The organism is Nocardioides sp. ChNu-153 (assembly GCF_030466625.1).
GTDB lineage: Bacteria > Actinomycetota > Actinomycetes > Propionibacteriales > Nocardioidaceae > Nocardioides.
The window spans coordinates 34,642-51,191 of sequence record NZ_JADEVT010000011.1 but is presented as its reverse complement, the minus strand read 5'-3'; the positions used below and the strand labels follow the sequence as shown (position 1 = coordinate 51,191).

Here is a 16,550-nt window from a genome sequence, read left to right as displayed (position 1 = left end):
CGGAATTGGTTGACAGTGTCGTGACTGCCGTCATAGCGTGCGTGACGCCGCTCATATTGAAACGATTTAAGACCGAGCGGCAGTTCCCCCGAACGAGGAAGCAGGTCCCATGCCTGACCCCCTGACGAAGGCGTCCGCGCCGGCCTCGACACCGGCGACCCCGGTGCTCGAGATGGCCGACGTGCGGAAGTCCTTCGGTCCCGTCGCCGCGCTGCGGTCGGGCACCATCACCGTGCACCCCGGGTCGATCCACGCCCTGGTGGGGGAGAACGGCGCAGGCAAGTCGACGCTGATCAAGATCGTCGCCGGCGTCCACCGCCGCGACGGCGGCACGCTGCGCTTCGAGGGCCGCGACGTCGACTTCACGTCGACCGCGGAGTCGAAGGCGGCCGGCATCGCCGTCATCTACCAGGAGCCCACGCTGTTCCCCGACCTCTCGGTCACGGAGAACATCTTCATGGGCCGCCAGCCCCTGGGCCGCGGCCGCCGCATCGACCGGGCCGCGATGCTCGCCGAGACCCGCTCGATCTTCGCGCGCCTCGGTGTCGACATCGACCCGAAGCGCCCCGCGCTCGGCCTCTCGATCGCCGACCAGCAGATCATCGAGATCGCCAAGGCCATCTCGCTCGACGCCCGCCTCCTCATCATGGACGAGCCGACCGCCGCGCTCTCCGGCGTCGAGGTCGAGCGCCTCTTCGCCGTGGCCCGGAGCCTGCGCGACGAGGGCCGCGGCCTCGTGTTCATCTCCCACCGGTTCGAGGAGGTCTTCGCCCTCTGCGACCAGGTGACGGTCATGCGGGACGGCGAGTACGTCGCGACCACCGCCATCGCCTCCACCACGCCCGACGCGATCGTCGAGATGATGGTCGGCCGCGAGGTCGGGGAGCTCTTCCCGAAGCAGCCCGCCACCATCGGCGAGCCGGTCCTGCAGGTCGAGGGCCTCAGCTCCGCCGGCACCTTCCGTGACATCTCCTTCGAGGTCCGCGCGGGCGAGATCGTCGGCCTGGCCGGCCTCGTCGGCGCCGGGCGCAGCGAGATCGCGCGCGCCGTCTTCGGCGTCGACCGCTACGACGCCGGCTCGGTGCGGATGCACGGCAAGGCGGTCAAGCCCCGCCGCCCCCGCGCCGCGATCGCCGCCGGCATGGCCTTCGTCCCCGAGGACCGCCGCAAGCAGGGCCTCGTCGTGGACAACTCGGTGGCCCACAACGTCGCCGCGGTCATCCGCACGAAGCTCGACAAGCTGGGCCTGCTCACCACCGCCGCCGAGAACAAGGCCGTCGCCCCCTGGGCCGACCGCCTCGAGGTGAAGACCAACGCGCTCGACATGGCCGCGACCACCATGAGCGGCGGCAACCAGCAGAAGGTCGTCATCGCCAAGTGGCTGGCCACCGAGCCGGAGCTGCTCATCATCGACGAGCCCACGCGCGGCATCGACGTCGGCACGAAGTCCGAGGTGCACCGCCTCCTCTCCGACCTCGCCGGCCAGGGCCTCGCCATCCTCATGATCTCCTCCGAGCTGCCCGAGGTGCTCGGCATGGCCGACCGCGTCCTCGTCGTCCGCGAGGGCGAGATCACCGCCGAGCTCAGCCGTGAGCAGGCCACCCCGGAGGCGGTCATGAAGGCCGCCACCGCCGGCCACGAGTCCACCGGCGAGCTCGCCCCCGTCCTGCCCGACGCCCTCCTGAAGGAGGTGGGCGCATGAGCGCCACCCTGACCAAGCCGGAGCCCCACTCGGCCCCCGGCCCGGGTGCCGGTACGCCGGGACGCGGCGCCGCGGCCCGGGGCGCCCTCGGCGCCGCCCTGCGCTCCCGCGAGATCGCCGTGGCGATCTTCCTGCTGGCGGTCATCGCCGTCGCGACGGCGCGCAACGACAGCTTCCTGCTGACCGGTGACGGCTGGCGCGATCTGCTGCTGACCCCGTCCATCCTGCTGCTCCTCGCGGCGGGCCAGATGATGGTCATCGTCACCCGCAGCGTCGACCTGTCGGTCGGCTCGACGATGGCGCTCACGGCGTACCTGACCGGCCGGCTCTTCATCGACGTGCCGGGCATCCCGATCATCGTCGTGGTGCTGGCGGGCGTCGCGCTCGGTGCGTTCCTCGGTGTCATCAACGGCGTCCTGGTCGCCTACGCCCAGGTGCCCGCGCTCGTCATCACGCTCGGCACGATGTACAGCTACCGCGGCATCATGCTGACCTGGGCCGGCAGCGACCGGATCAACGCGAGCGACATGCCCTCGGGCTTCCTGGCGCTCGGCACCAAGTCGTTCCTCACCATCCCGCTGCTGACGATCGTCGCGGTCGCCGTGGTGGCCCTCGTCGGCTACTACCTCCACACGGCCCGCTCGGGCCGCGAGCTCTACGCCATCGGCTCCGACCCCGACGCCGCGAAGCTCTACGGCCTCAAGGTCCCGACCCGCGTGCTCACCGCCTTCGTGCTCTGCGGCGCCCTCGCCGGCCTGGCCGGCGTCGTCCACGCCGCCCGCTACGGCACGGTCAGCTCCGGCGTCGGCAACGGCATCGAGCTGCAGGCGGTCGGCGCGGCCGTCATCGGCGGCGTCGCGATCTTCGGCGGCTCCGGCACGGTGTGGGGCGCGGCCATCGGCGCGGTCCTGCTCGTGACGATCAACCGGGCGCTCCCGATCCTCGGCATCCCCGACTTCTGGCAGCGCGCCGTCGTCGGTGCCCTCATCCTCGGCGCGGTCGTCCTCGACCGGATCCTCGCGCTGCGCCAGGCCCGCAAGTTCGACGAAGAGAGGGAAGGCTGATGTCCGCCTCCACCCCCACGAAGGCCCCGACCGCGTCGGGCCCGGGCACCGGAGCGAGCGCGGCGCGCACGTACCCGTCGTACGCCCGTCCGGCCTGGCAGCGCTGGCTGCTCACCCGCGAGACCGCCATCATCGCGCTCCTCGTCGTGGTGCTCGTCTGGGCGAACGTCAACGTCCCGAACTTCGACGGCCCGCTGACGGTCTACTACCTGTTCCTCGACCTCATGCCGATCCTGCTCATCGCCCTGCCGATGACCATGATCATCATCACCGGCGAGATCGACCTGTCGGTGGCGAGCACGGTCGCGCTGACCAGCGTGCTCACCGGCGTGCTGTTCGCCGACGCCGGCCTGTCGTTCACGATGGCCGCCCTCGCCGCGATCGCGGTCGGCGCGCTCTGCGGCGCCTTCAACGGGTTCCTCGTCGGGTACGTCGGGCTCCCCTCGCTGGCGGTCACGATCGGCACGCTCGCCCTCTACCGCGGCATCGCGGTGGGCCTGCTCGGCACCGAGGCCAAGACGGGCTTCCCCGAGGAGTGGACCGACCGGGTCAAGGAGCGCTTCGGCGAGACCAGCTACCCCCAGGTGCTCGTGGTGTTCCTCGTGCTGGCCGTCGTCTTCGCCGCCCTGCTGCACTTCTCCGGCTTCGGCCGCGGGGTCTACGAGATCGGTCTCAACGACGAGGCGGCGCGCTTCAGCGGCGTCGACGTGGCCCGCACCAAGCTCGTCCTGTTCCTGCTGGCCGGCGCCGTCTCGGGCCTGGCCGGCGTCTACTACACGCTCCGCTACGACCTGGCGCGCGGTGACGCCGCCACGGGCATGGAGCTCCAGGTGATCGCCGCCGTGCTCCTCGGCGGGGTCTCCATCTTCGGCGGCCGCGGTGCCCTCCACGGTGTCGTCGCCGGCGTCCTGCTCATCGGTGTCATCTCCAGCGCCATGCGCCTGCAGGGTGAGACCGAGAACGTCACGACGATCGTCATCGGGCTCCTGCTCGTGGCGTCGGTCGTGGCACCCCGCTTCCTCGCGTGGGCCTCGGGGCGCATGCCCACGGGAGCGAAGGGGCCGCTCGGCCGCCTCGGACGGCGCCCATCCGCGTGATCTCGTCGCACATCGACGTCACCACCATCGAAAGGCAAGAACGATGAAGTTCAACACCCGGCGCGTCTCCGCGCTCGTCGCCCTCACGCTCGCCGCGAGTGCAGCCCTGACCGCCTGCGGTTCCGACGACGGCGAGGGTGGCGGTGGCGGCGACTCGGCCTCCACCATCACCTTCCTCCCGAAGAACCTCGGCAACCCGTACTTCGACGCCTCCAGCACCGGTGGCGAGCGTGCCGTCGGCGAGTTCGACGGCACCTTCGAGGAGGTCGGCCCGACCACGGCGACCCCCGACGCGCAGGTCCCGTTCATCAACACGGCGGCCCAGCAGGGCGTCGGCGCCCTCGTCGTCTCGGCGAACGACCCGACCGCCCTGGGCTCCGCGCTCGAGGAGGCCCGGGACGCGGGCGTCAAGGTCGTCACCTTCGACTCCGACGTCGACCCCGAGTACCGCGACATCTTCGTCAACCAGGCGTCCGCCGAGGGCATCGCCCAGACGCAGGTCGACCTCATCGCCGAGCAGATCGGTGAGGAGGGCCAGGTGGCGATCCTGTCCGCCGCGGCCAACGCGACGAACCAGAACGCGTGGATCGAGCTCATGGAGTCCTACGCCGCCGAGACGTACCCGAACATCGAGATCGTCGAGACGGTCTACGGCGACGACGACGACCAGACGTCCTTCGACAAGACCGCGGCGCTGCTGCAGTCGAACCCGGAGCTCAAGGGCATCATCAGCCCGACCACGGTCGGCATCGCCGCCGCGGCGCGCTACCTCTCGACGTCGCAGTACAAGGGCCAGGTCGCGCTGACCGGCCTCGGCACGCCGAACCAGATGCGCGAGTTCATCGAGGACGGCACCGTCACCTCGTTCGCGCTGTGGAACCCCGAGGACCTGGGCTACCTGGCCGCGCACGCCGCCCACGCGCTCGTCGAGGGCGACATCACCGGCGAGGAGGGTGACACCTTCACCGCCGGCGACCTGGGCGAGTACACCGTCGGCGCCGACGGCGAGGTCCTCCTGGGCGACCCGACCGTCTTCACGTCGGAGAACATCGGCGACTTCGACTTCTGATCGGTCGATCAGGTCGTACGTCGACCCCCGGCCGCCCGCGGCCACCCGCAGCACCTGATCCACTGCAGCACCGCAGCACCGCACCACCTGATCCACCGCACCACCCGCGCTCGCGGTACCAGCGGTAGTCGAGGACTACCGCTGGTACCGCGACCGGCCGGAACCCCGCGGTGGCGTAGGATTAAAACGATTCAATCCCGTGTCGAGGAGGTCCCGTGCAGCGCGTCTGCTTCCAGCTCCAGGTGAAGCCCGACCGCCTGGCGGAGTACCGCGAGCGCCACGCCGCCGTGTGGCCCGACATGCTCGAGGCGCTCCACGCGTCCGGCTGGCGCAACTACTCCCTCTTCGTGCGTCCCGACGGCCTGCTCGTCGGGTACGTCGAGGTGACCACGACCATCGAGGACGCGCAGGCCGCGATGGCCGCCACCGAGGTCAACGCCCGCTGGCAAGCCGAGATGGGCGAGTTCTTCGTCGACCTCGACGGCGCCGCCCCCGACACCGGCTTCCTGCAGCTCGAGGAGGTCTTCCACCTGGAGGACCAGCTCGCCGCAGCCACCTCCAGCACTACCGGCACCAGCGCACCGGGCACCACCGCACCGAGCCCCACCGACCACAGCGACAGCGCGGCGGCCGCGAGCCGTCGTACCGAGGGAGACCCCGCATGACCAGCTTCACCGCCATCACGCCGACGCTCGAGCGCCTGGCGATCGAGGTCCCCTCCTGGGCCTACGGCAACTCGGGCACGCGCTTCAAGGTGTTCGGCACCCCGGGCACCCCGCGCTCGGTGGAGGAGAAGATCGCGGACGCCGCGACCGTCAACCGCTTCACCGGTCTCGCGCCGGCCGTCGCCCTGCACATCCCGTGGGACCTCGTGGACGACTGGGCGGCCCTGCGCCGCTACGCCGAGGACCTGGGGATCGCGCTGGGCACGGTCAACTCGAACACGTTCCAGGACGACGACTACAAGCTCGGCGCCCTGACCCACACGGACCCGAAGATCCGCCAGAAGGCCGTCGACCACCACTTCGAGTGCATCGACGTCATGGACGCCACCGGCTCGCGCGACCTGAAGATCTGGCTCGCCGAGGGCTCGAACTACCCGGGCCAGGCCGACATGCGCGGCCGCCAGGACCGCCTGCACGAGTCGCTGACCAAGATCTACGACCGGATCGGCGAGGACCAGCGCCTCGTGCTCGAGTACAAGTTCTTCGAGCCGGCCTTCTACCACACCGACGTCCCGGACTGGGGCACGTCGTACGTGCAGGTCAGCGCCCTGGGCGACCGCGCGAAGGTCTGCCTCGACACGGGCCACCACGCGCCCGGCACGAACATCGAGTTCATCGTCGCCCAGCTGCTGCGCCTGGGGAAGCTCGGCTCGTTCGACTTCAACAGCCGCTTCTACGCCGACGACGACCTCATCGTGGGCTCGGCCGACCCGTTCCAACTCTTCCGCATCATGGTCGAGGTCATCCGCGGGGGCGGCCTCGACGCCGACTCCGACGTCGCGCTGATGCTCGACCAGTGCCACAACATCGAGAAGAAGATCCCCGGCCAGATCCGCTCCGTGCTCAACGTGCAGGAGATGACGGCCCGGGCGCTGCTGCTCGACCGCGAGGCCCTCACCGCCGCCCAGGAGGCCGGCGAGGTGCTCGAGGCGCACGAGATCTTCATGGACGCCTTCTCCACCGACGTCCGCGCCGACCTCGCCGCCTGGCGCGAGGAGCGCGGCCTGCCCGCGCACCCGATGAAGGCGTACGCCGCGAGCGGCCACCAGGAGGGCCTCGAGGCCGCCCGTGTCGGCGGCACGCAGGTCGGCTGGAACTGACCCGCCCCGCCTGCCGCACCCCGGACGCACCGACCCGACCGCACACCCTCACACCCCAGAGGAACCACCCGAGATGACTGATCTCACCGTCCCCCAGCAGCTGATCGCCCGGTCCAACCGCCTGGGCTCGGACCCCAAGAACACCAACTACGCCGGCGGCAACACGTCCGCCAAGGGCACCGAGACGGACCCGGTGACGGGCCGGCCCGTCGAGCTCGTGTGGGTCAAGGGCTCGGGCGGCGACCTGGGCACGCTGCAGGAGGCCGGGCTGGCGGTGCTGCGGCTCGACCGCATGCGCGCGCTCGTCGACGTCTACCCGGGCATCGAGCGTGAGGACGAGATGGTCGCCGCGTTCGACTACTGCCTCCACGGCAAGGGCGGCGCCGCGCCGAGCATCGACACGGCCATGCACGGCCTCGTCGACGCCGCGCACGTCGACCACCTCCACCCCGACTCCGGCATCGCGATCGCGACCGCCGCGGACGGCGAGGCGCTGACCAGCAAGATCTACGGCGACAAGGTCGTGTGGGTGCCGTGGCGCCGCCCCGGCTTCCAGCTGGGCCTCGACATCGCGGCCATCAAGGAGAAGAACCCGCAGGCGGTCGGCTGCATCCTCGGCGGCCACGGCATCACCGCGTGGGGCGACACGAGCGACGAGGCCGAGGCCAACTCGCTGTGGATCATCGACACCGCCGCGGCCTACATCGCCCAGAACTCCAAGGCGGAGCCCTTCGGCCCCGCACTCGACGGGTACGGCGCGCTCCCCGAGGCCGAGCGCCGGGCGAAGGCCGCCGCGCTCGCGGGCACCATCCGCGGCATCGCCAGCAAGGACCGCCCGATGGTCGGTCACTTCAGCGACGCCGACGTCGTCCTCGACTTCCTCGCCGCCGCGGAGCACCCGCGCCTGGCGGCCCTGGGCACCTCCTGCCCCGACCACTTCCTGCGCACCAAGGTGAAGCCCCTCGTGCTCGACCTGCCCGCCTCGGCGAGCGTCGAGGACTCGATCGCGCGGCTCAAGGAGCTGCACGAGGCCTACCGCGAGGACTACCAGGGCTACTACGACCGCAACGCCACGGCCGACAGCCCGGCGATCCGCGGCGCGGACCCGCTCATCGTGCTCGTCCCGGGCGTCGGCATGTTCAGCTTCGGCAAGGACAAGCAGACCGCCCGCGTGGCCGGCGAGTTCTACACCAACGCCATCAACGTCATGCGCGGCGCCGAGGGCCTCTCGACGTACGCCCCCATCGACGAGGCGGAGAAGTTCCGCATCGAGTACTGGGCGCTCGAGGAGGCGAAGCTCCAGCGCATGCCGAAGCCGAAGCCGATGGCCTCGCGCATCGCGTTCATCACCGGCGCCGCCGGCGGCATCGGCAAGGCCACGGCGAAGAAGCTGGCCGCCGAGGGCGCCTGCGTCGTCATCGCCGACCTCGACCTGGCGAAGGCGCAGGCCGCGGCCTCCGAGATCGGTGGCGCCGACGTCGCGCTCGGCGTGGCGGCGGACGTCTCCGACGAGGTCGCGGTGCAGGCGGCGATCGACGCCGCGGTGCTCGCCTTCGGCGGCATCGACCTGGTCGTCAACAACGCGGGCCTGTCGCTGTCGAAGTCGCTGCTCGACACCACCGGCGAGGACTTCGACCTCCAGCACCGCGTGATGGCGAAGGGCTCGTTCCTCGTCTCCAAGGCCGCGGCCACGGTGATGATCGCCCAGGAGATGGGCGGCGACATCATCTACATCTCCTCGAAGAACTCCGTCTTCGCCGGCCCGAACAACATCGCCTACTCGGCGACGAAGGCGAACCAGGCCCACCAGGTCCGCCTGCTGGCCGCCGAGCTCGGCGCCCACGGGATCAAGGTCAACGGCGTCAACCCCGACGGCGTCGTCCAGGGCTCCGGCATCTTCGCCTCGGGCTGGGGCGCCAACCGCGCCGCCGTCTACGGCGTGGAGGAGAAGGACCTCGGCAAGTTCTACGCGCAGCGCACCATCCTGAAGAAGGAGGTGCTGCCCGAGCACATCGCCAACGCGGTGTTCGTGCTCTGCGGCCCGGAGATGACCCACACGACCGGGCTGCACGTGCCGGTCGACGCGGGCGTCGCCGCCGCGTTCCTCCGCTGACCCCCGCGCCGAGGAACCCCTGACGGCTCCGGCGGCGGGCGCCGATCCCGCCCGCCGCCGGGCCACCCCACCCCGCAGCACCCGCAGCACCCACCAGCACGCCCCGGCACCACCCACCCCGCACCGAGAAGAGGACGAGCCGTGACCCCCGACCTGCCCACCCCGCGCCCCGGTGACCTGCGGGTGGCGGCCGTCGACCTGGGCGCCACCAGCGGCCGGGTCATGGTGGCGGTCGTCGGGCCCGGGCGGCTCGAGCTGGCCGAGGTGCACCGCTTCCCCAACGGGGGCGTCAGCGCGGGCGGTTCGCTCTACTGGGACGTGCTGGGCATCCACCGCGAGGTGGTCGCCGGCCTGCGCCGCATCGCGGCCACCGGCCCGCTCGACGGCATCGGCATCGACTCGTGGGCGGTCGACTACGGCCTGCTCGACCGCGACGGCGTGCTGCTCGGCAACCCCTACAGCCACCGCGACGCCCGCACCGTCGGGGTGCCGGAGCAGGTGTGGGAGACCGTGCCCGCCGCCGAGCTCTTCGCCCGCACCGGCCTGCAGCACCTGCCGTTCAACACCGTCTTCCAGCTCGCCGCCGCCCGCGGCACGGCCGCGCTGGAGTCGGCGCAGACCCTGCTCCTGCTGCCCGACCTGCTCGGCTACTGGCTGACCGGCGAGATCGGCGCGGAGCGCACCAACGCCTCCACCACGGGGCTGTACGACGCCACGACCGGCAGCTGGGCGACCGACCTCGCCGCGCGCCTCGGCATCCCGTGGTCGATCCTGCCGCCGCTGCGCGAGGCCGGCGACCGCGTCGGCACGCTGCTGCCCGACGTGTCCGCGGCGCTGGGCCGCGGCGCCGACGAGCCGCCGGTGCCCGTCGTCGCGGTGGGCTCGCACGACACGGCCTCCGCCGTCGTCGGGGTCCCGGCCGCGGCGGGCGAGCGGTCGGCGTACATCTCCTCGGGCACGTGGTCGCTCGTCGGCCTCGAGCTGCGCGCCCCGGTGCTCACCGAGGAGGCGCGGGCTGCCAACTTCACCAACGAGGCCGGCGTCGACGGCACCGTCCGCTACCTCAAGAACGTCATGGGCCTGTGGGTGCTCTCGCAGTCGGTGCACACCTGGGAGCGCGACGGCTCGACGGTCGACCTGCCCGGCCTGCTCGCCGAGGCCGCGGAGCTGCCCGCGCTGCGCACCGTCGTCGACATCGACGACGCGAGCCTCCTGCCGCCCGGCGACATGCCGACCCGCATCCGCGCGCTCGCCGAGGCGGCGGGGGAGCCGGTGCCCACCACGCGCGCCGAGGTCACCCGCACGGTCGTCGACTCGCTCGCCGTCGCCTACCGTCGCCACCTGCGGGCCGCGGCGGAGACGTCGGGCGAGGGCTTCGACGTTCTCCACGTCGTGGGCGGCGGCACGCACAACACGCTGCTGTGCCAGCTCACGGCCGACGCCGTCGGCGTGCCCGTGCTGGCCGGTCCCGGCGAGGCGGCCGCGCTCGGCAACGTGCTCGTCCAGGCCCGCACCCTCGGCGCGGACCTCCCCGACCTGACCGCCATGCGCGCCCTGCTGCGCGAGACCCACCAGCTGCGCCGCTACGAGCCGCGCGACCACCTCGACTGGGCCGCCGCGGAGCGACGCGTCCAGACCGCCCGACCGACGCCCGTCGGCTGAGCGTCCCCGGCCCTCCCCGGCCCCGCCCCTCTCGGAGACCCCCATGGACAACGACGTCACCTCCGCCGGCCCCGGCAGCACGCCGACGGGCGGCCCGCGCCTCGACCGCCGCCGCCTCCTGACCGCCGCCGTGGCCACGGCCGGCATCGCCACCGTCGCGACCGGTGCGGGCGCCTCCCCGGCCGCCGCGGCCGGCAACCCGCACCCGGGCCTGCCGGACGACCTGGCCCGCCGCCTGGCCACCCCCGGCCTGGCGACCGCCGCCGGCTTCCGCTGGTGGTGGCCGCACGGCGCCGTCGACCCGGCGCAGATCAAGCTCGAGGTCCAGCAGATCGCCGCCGCCGGCTTCGGCGCCGTCGAGATCGCGGACGTCACCCACAGCCTCCGGGCCCGCGACATCGAGATCCCGCTGGCCACCCAGGGCTGGGGCACCCGGTCGTGGGTGGACGGCGTCAAGGCCGCCCTCGGCGAGGCAGGTCGCCGCGGCGTCCGCGTCGACATCACCGTCGGTCCCTCGTGGCCGGCCGCCGTGCCGACGCTGACGCCGGACGACGAGGGCGCCTGCGCCGAGCTCGTGCACGGGCGGGTCGCCCTCGCCGCCGGCGCGACGTACGACGACGCACTGCCGGAGCCGGTCGTGGAGCCCGTCGAGGCCGCCACCGTCCGCACGCTCGTCGGCGTCCAGGCCGCGCGCGTCGTCACGCCGGGCACCGCCCGCGCGGAGGCCGTCCTCGACCTCGCCTCCGTCGTCGAGCTGACCGACGAGGTCGTCGACGGGCGGCTGACGTGGACCGCGCCCGCCGGTTCCGGCTCGTGGGAGCTGCTCGCCTACTGGCAGCGCGGCTCGGGCCAGGAGCCCGAGGCCGGCCCGCACACCGACCCGCGCTGCTGGGTCGTCGACCACTTCTCGCCGCTCGGCTCGCAGGCCGTGATCGACCTGTGGGAGTCCACGATCCTCGACGACGAGCTGCGCCGCCTCCTGCGCTCCGCCGGTGGCTACCTCTTCGAGGACTCCCTCGAGATCGAGACCGAGGCGACGATCTGGACGCCGCGCTTCCTCGAGGAGTTCGCCGAGCGCCGCGGCTACGACCTGCGCCCCTACCTCGCCTGCGTCCTCGAGCTCCACGAGCGCTACCAGTTCGCGTTCGACGCCACGACGACGATCCGGGTGCGCGACGACGTCAACCAGACGATCTCCGACCTCTACCGCGACCACCACCTGAAGCCGATCCAGGAGTTCGCCCGCACCCTCGACATGGGCCTGCGCGTGCAGCCCTACGGCCTGGAGACCGACACGGTCGAGCACAGCGCCGTCGTCGACGTGCCGGAGACCGAGTCGCTCGGGTTCAAGAACCTCGACGACTACCGCGTGATGGCGGGCGGTCGCGACCTCGGCGGCCGCACCGTGCTGTCGTGCGAGGCGGCCTGCTACAACGGCGGCGCCTACTCGACGACCTGGGAGCGCGCGCTCCAGACGATCCACAGCATCTACGCGGCCGGCGTCAACATGGCCGTGCTCCACGGCTTCGCCCACGCCACCGCGCCGGGCGTGACCTGGCCCGGCTTCGCGGCGTTCTCGCCGTACTACAACGGCGCCATCGGCTTCGGCGAGGCGTGGGGCCCGCGCACGCCGCTGTGGCAGCACATGCCCGGCATCGCGGCCCACCTCGCCCGCACCCAGCTGGTGCTGCAGACCGGTGTCCCGAAGTACGACGTGGTGTTCCTGCGGCCCAAGGGCTGGGCGTCCACCGGCATCGGCGCCCCCTGGGCGACCAACGACGGCATCCCGCTGGGCTGGACCCACGGGTTCGCGACGCCCGCGCTGCTCGACCTGCCGCTGGCGACCGTGCGGGACGGCCGGCTCGCGCCGGACGGTCCGGCGTACAAGGTGATGATCGTGGGCCCGGACCAGTTCCGGGGCAACCGCCTGTCGATCGAGCTGTCGGCCGCCCGCCGGGTGCGCGCGCTGGCCGAGGCCGGCCTCAAGGTCGTGCTCATGGGCGACTGGGCGAACCTGGCCGAGCCCGTCGGCGTCGAGTCCGCGGAGACCGTGGCGCAGATCCGCGCCGAGATGGCCGCGGTCGCGGCGCTGCCGACGACCCGCACGGTGGGCGCGACCGCCAACGCCGACGTGCCGGGCGCGCTGGCCGCGCTGGGCGTCACCCCCGACGTCACCCACGAGCGCTCGACGGTCATGTCGGTGCGCCGGGTGCTCGCCGAGGGCGGCGGTGTCGACCTCTACTACCTGGCCAACGCCAAGCACGCCGAGAACCGCCGCCTCACCCGCGTCACCCAGGACGTGTGGCTGACCGCCACGCGCGCCGACGCGGTGCCCTACCGCCTCGACACGTGGAGCGGCACGCTCACGCCGGTCGCGTTCCACGAGCGGTCCGGGTCGAAGGTGCGGGTGCGCGTCGACCTGCAGCCCGGCCAGTCGACCGTCGTCGTGCTCGCCGCGCCGGCGCGCTCCGAGCGTCCGGTCTCGGTCGTCGCCACCACGGCCGAGGCCGTGTCGGGCGACGAGCGCCGCATCGTCGTGCGCTCCTCGACCGCGGGGCGCCACACGGTCACCCTCGCCGGCGGACGCACGAAGGTGACGACCATCGCCTCGGTCCGCGCGCCGCTGACGCTGGGCACGTGGGACCTCGAGGTCGAGGACTGGACGCCGGGCCGCACGGCCACGACGACCACCCGCACCACCCGCCGTACCCGGGTGGAGGGCCTGCGTCCCTGGTCGCAGATCCCCGGGCTGGAGGACGTCTCCGGCATCGGCCGCTACTCGGTGACGATCGACCTCGGCCAGCAGTGGCCGACGGGCACGGGCGCGCTGCTCGAGCTCGGCGCGGTCGAGGACACCTTCCGGGTGTCGGTCAACGGCCAGGCGCTGCCCCCGTGCGACCCGCTGGTCACGACGGTCGACCTCGGTCGCCGCCTGCGCCGCGGCCGCAACACGATCCAGGTCGAGGTGGCCTCCACCCTGCTCAACCGCCTGCGCACGGTGACCCCCGAGGTGTACGGCGTGGCGACCCGGCAGAACTATGGTCTGCTGGGCCCGGTCCGGCTGGTCCCGTACGTCGAGCAGGAGGTCAGGTGAGCGTCCCGTGCGCGTCGCGCTGATGGTCACCTGCGTCAACGACGCCATGTTCCCGGCGACGGGGCAGGCGGTCGTGACGCTGCTGGAGCGGCTGGGGGTCGAGGTGGACTTCCCGGTGGCGCAGACGTGCTGCGCCCAGCCGATGGTCAACACCGGCTACCTCGACGAGGCGGTGCCGGTCGTGCGCACCTTCGTCGAGGCCTTCGCCGGGTACGACGCCGTGGTCACCCCCTCCGGCTCGTGCGCGGGCTCGGTGCGCCACCAGCACTCGCTGGTGGCGCGCCGCTCCGGTGACGCCGGGCTCCAGGCCGCGGTCGCGGAGACCGCGCCGCGCACCTACGAGCTCACCGAGTTCCTCGTCGACGTGCTGGGCGTGACGGACGTGGGGGCCTACTTCCCCCACACCGTCACCTACCACCCGACGTGCCACTCGCTGCGCACGCTGGGGGTGGGTGACCGGCCCCGGCAGCTGCTGGAGGAGGTGCGCGGGCTGCGGCTCGTCGACCTGCCCGGCGCCGAGGAGTGCTGCGGCTTCGGTGGCACCTTCGCGGTGAAGAACGCCGACACCTCCGTGGCGATGGGGGCCGACAAGGCCCGCCACGTGCGCTCCACGAACGCCGAGGTGCTGGTGGCCGGCGACAACTCCTGCCTGCTCCACATCGGCGGCATGCTCTCGCGTCAGCAGGCCGGCGTGCGGGTCGTGCACCTCGCGGAGATCCTCGCCAGCACGGAGGCCGGGCCCACGGGCTCCGCCACCGAGGCGGGTACGCCGGCCGCCGCCACGCCGCGCGCCGGGGGTGCTACGTGACCGGCACCTTCGTCGGCATGCCGGCGTTCCCGACCGCCGCGCGCGCCGCGCTCGGCGACACCCAGCTGCGCCACAACCTCGCCCACGCCACGGGCGTCATCCGCGGCAAGCGGGCCGCGGTCGTGGGCGAGGTGGCGGAGTGGGAGGACCTGCGCCTCGCGGGCGCCGCCGTCAAGGACTCGGCGCTGCGCGACCTCGACGTGCAGCTCGAGCGCCTCGAGGCCTCCCTGGTCGCGAACGGCGCGACGGTGCACTGGGCCCGCGACGCCGAGGAGGCCTGCCGCATCGTCGCCGAGGTGGCCCGGGCCCACGAGGTCGACGAGGTCGTCAAGGTGAAGTCGATGGCGACCGCCGAGATCGACCTCAACGAGGCGCTCGCGGCCGAGGGCATCGCCGCCTGGGAGACCGACCTGGCCGAGCTCATCGTGCAGCTCGCCGGTGACCTGCCCAGCCACATCCTCGTGCCGGCCATCCACCGCAACCGCGCCGAGGTGCGGGAGATCTTCCTGCGCGAGATGGGCGCCGTGGGCCGGCCCGCCCCGGCCGACCTCACCGACGAGCCGGCCGTGCTGGCCGCTGCGGCCCGGGCGCACCTGCGCGAGAAGTTCCTGCGCGCCAAGGTGGCCGTCTCCGGCGCCAACTTCGCGGTAGCGGAGACCGGCACGCTGGTCGTCGTGGAGTCCGAGGGCAACGGGCGCATGTGCCTGACGCTGCCCGAGGTGCTCGTCAGCGTCGTGGGCATCGAGAAGGTCGTGCCGACGTACGCCGACCTCGACCCCCTGCTCCGGCTGCTCCCGCGCAGCTCCACCGGCGAGCGGATGAACCCCTACACCTCGACGTGGACGGGCGTGACCCCCGGCGACGGGCCGCAGGAGGTGCACGTCGTGCTCCTCGACAACGGGCGCACCCGCGCGCTGGCCGACGACGTCGGCCGCCAGGCCCTGCGCTGCATCCGCTGCTCGGCCTGCCTCAACGTGTGCCCGGTCTACGAGCGAACCGGCGGCCACTCCTACGGCTCGGTCTACCCGGGCCCCATCGGCGCGATCCTCAACCCGCTGATGAAGGGGACCGGCGACCCGCAGACGGACTCGCTGCCCTACGCCTCCTCGCTGTGCGGCGCGTGCTTCGAGGTCTGCCCCGTGCGCATCGACATCCCCGAGGTGCTCGTGCACCTGCGCTCGAAAGTGGTCGACGGCCACCGCGAGGACCGCGTGCCGAAGGCCGAGGCCGTGGCGATGAAGGGCGCGGCCTGGGCCCTGTCCGACCACCGCCGCCTCGCCCGGGTCGAGAAGCTGTCGGGCCTCGGCGGCCGGGTGCTGGGCCGCTTCGGCAAGCGGCACCTGCCCGGCGGCCGGTCGGCGGCCGGACCCCTCCCCGGGCCGGGCGCCGCCGCCTGGACCGGGGCGCGCGACCTGCCGGCCCCGCCGCGCGAGTCCTTCCGCGCCTGGTGGGCGCGCACCCGTGGGGAGGAGCAGCGATGAGCGCCCGCGACGAGATCCTCGGCAGGGTGCGCTCCGCGCTGGCCGGGGTCGAGCGGACCCGTGAGGTGCCCGACGCACCCCGCGTGCCGGCGTACTCGCCCCAGGAGCGGCTCGACCTCTTCGTCGAGCGGGTCGAGGACTACAAGGCCGTCGTCGAGCGGTGCTCGCCCGCCGAGGTGGGCGAGCGCGTGCTCGCGGCGGTACGGCGGCACGCCGGCCCCGCCGCGCTGGTCGTCGTCCCGCCCGACCTCGACCCGGACGTGGTCGCGGCGCTGTCGGCGGGCGACGTCGGCACCGTCGTCGACGCGCCGGGGGCGCCGCTCAGCGCGCTCGAGCTCGACGACACCCAGGGCGTCGTCACGGCGGCCCGGGTGGGCATCGCGGAGACCGGCACGATCGTGCTCGACCACGCGCCCGACCAGGGACGGCGGGCGATCAGCCTCGTGCCGGACCTGCACGTGTGCCTCGTGCGCGCCGACCAGGTCGTCGACGACGTGCCCGACGCGGTCGCGCTGCTCGACCCGGCGCGCCCGGCGACGTGGATCAGCGGGCCCAGCGCGACGAGCGACATCGAGCTCGACCGCGTCGAGGGCGTCCACGGCCCCCGCACGCTGCACGTGCTCCTCGTCGGCTGA

Annotated in this window: 12 protein-coding genes; all 12 read left to right on the top strand. The window is 73.0% G+C overall.

Annotation, left to right across the window (positions count from 1 at the left end):
- Nucleotides 1-109 precede the first annotated feature (109 nt).
- The 12 genes from INN71_RS13715 (at nucleotide 110) to INN71_RS13660 (ending at nucleotide 16,550) form a co-directional block, all read left to right on the top strand.
- The gene (locus INN71_RS13715) at nucleotides 110-1,702 is read left to right on the top strand and encodes a sugar ABC transporter ATP-binding protein (RefSeq protein ID WP_301800826.1); all 1,593 of its coding nucleotides are present in this window, start codon (nucleotides 110-112) and stop codon (nucleotides 1,700-1,702) included.
- Complete coding sequence (locus INN71_RS13710; protein ID WP_301800823.1) at nucleotides 1,699-2,766, top strand: ABC transporter permease; 1,068 nt, start codon at nucleotides 1,699-1,701, stop codon at nucleotides 2,764-2,766. The genes INN71_RS13715 and INN71_RS13710 overlap by 4 nt, the downstream gene beginning before the upstream one ends.
- Complete coding sequence (locus INN71_RS13705; RefSeq protein ID WP_301800821.1) at nucleotides 2,766-3,863, top strand: ABC transporter permease; 1,098 nt, start codon at nucleotides 2,766-2,768, stop codon at nucleotides 3,861-3,863. Before INN71_RS13710 ends, INN71_RS13705 begins: the two co-directional genes overlap by 1 nt.
- A gap of 43 nt (nucleotides 3,864-3,906) precedes the next feature.
- Nucleotides 3,907-4,932, top strand: coding sequence for a rhamnose ABC transporter substrate-binding protein (gene rhaS / locus INN71_RS13700; protein ID WP_277497795.1), 1,026 nt, complete (start codon nucleotides 3,907-3,909; stop codon nucleotides 4,930-4,932).
- Between the two features lie 215 nt (nucleotides 4,933-5,147).
- A complete protein-coding gene (locus INN71_RS13695) occupies nucleotides 5,148-5,597 on the top strand; it encodes an L-rhamnose mutarotase (RefSeq protein ID WP_301800818.1) in 450 nt (149 codons plus the stop codon).
- Nucleotides 5,594-6,757: an L-rhamnose isomerase gene (rhaI, locus tag INN71_RS13690; protein ID WP_277497797.1), complete on the top strand. Its 1,164-nt coding sequence runs from the start codon at nucleotides 5,594-5,596 to the stop codon at nucleotides 6,755-6,757. The genes INN71_RS13695 and rhaI overlap by 4 nt, the downstream gene beginning before the upstream one ends.
- A gap of 73 nt (nucleotides 6,758-6,830) precedes the next feature.
- On the top strand, nucleotides 6,831-8,870 hold the full coding sequence (locus INN71_RS13685; RefSeq protein WP_301800816.1) for a bifunctional aldolase/short-chain dehydrogenase: 2,040 nt from the start codon (nucleotides 6,831-6,833) through the stop codon (nucleotides 8,868-8,870).
- Nucleotides 8,871-9,011: 141 nt separating this feature from the next.
- On the top strand, nucleotides 9,012-10,532 hold the full coding sequence (locus INN71_RS13680; RefSeq protein ID WP_301800814.1) for a rhamnulokinase family protein: 1,521 nt from the start codon (nucleotides 9,012-9,014) through the stop codon (nucleotides 10,530-10,532).
- Between the two features lie 43 nt (nucleotides 10,533-10,575).
- Nucleotides 10,576-13,626, top strand: a complete 3,051-nt coding sequence (locus tag INN71_RS13675) for a glycosyl hydrolase (RefSeq protein ID WP_301800812.1) — start codon at nucleotides 10,576-10,578, stop codon at nucleotides 13,624-13,626.
- A gap of 22 nt (nucleotides 13,627-13,648) precedes the next feature.
- Nucleotides 13,649-14,434: a (Fe-S)-binding protein gene (locus INN71_RS13670; RefSeq protein WP_277497806.1), complete on the top strand. Its 786-nt coding sequence runs from the start codon at nucleotides 13,649-13,651 to the stop codon at nucleotides 14,432-14,434.
- A gap of 17 nt (nucleotides 14,435-14,451) precedes the next feature.
- Nucleotides 14,452-15,915 carry a lactate utilization protein B gene (locus INN71_RS13665; protein ID WP_277497807.1) on the top strand — a complete coding sequence of 488 codons (1,464 nt, stop codon included), beginning with the start codon at nucleotides 14,452-14,454 and terminating at the stop codon, nucleotides 15,913-15,915.
- A complete protein-coding gene (locus tag INN71_RS13660; RefSeq protein ID WP_277497801.1) occupies nucleotides 15,912-16,550 on the top strand; it encodes a lactate utilization protein C in 639 nt (212 codons plus the stop codon). The genes INN71_RS13665 and INN71_RS13660 overlap by 4 nt, the downstream gene beginning before the upstream one ends.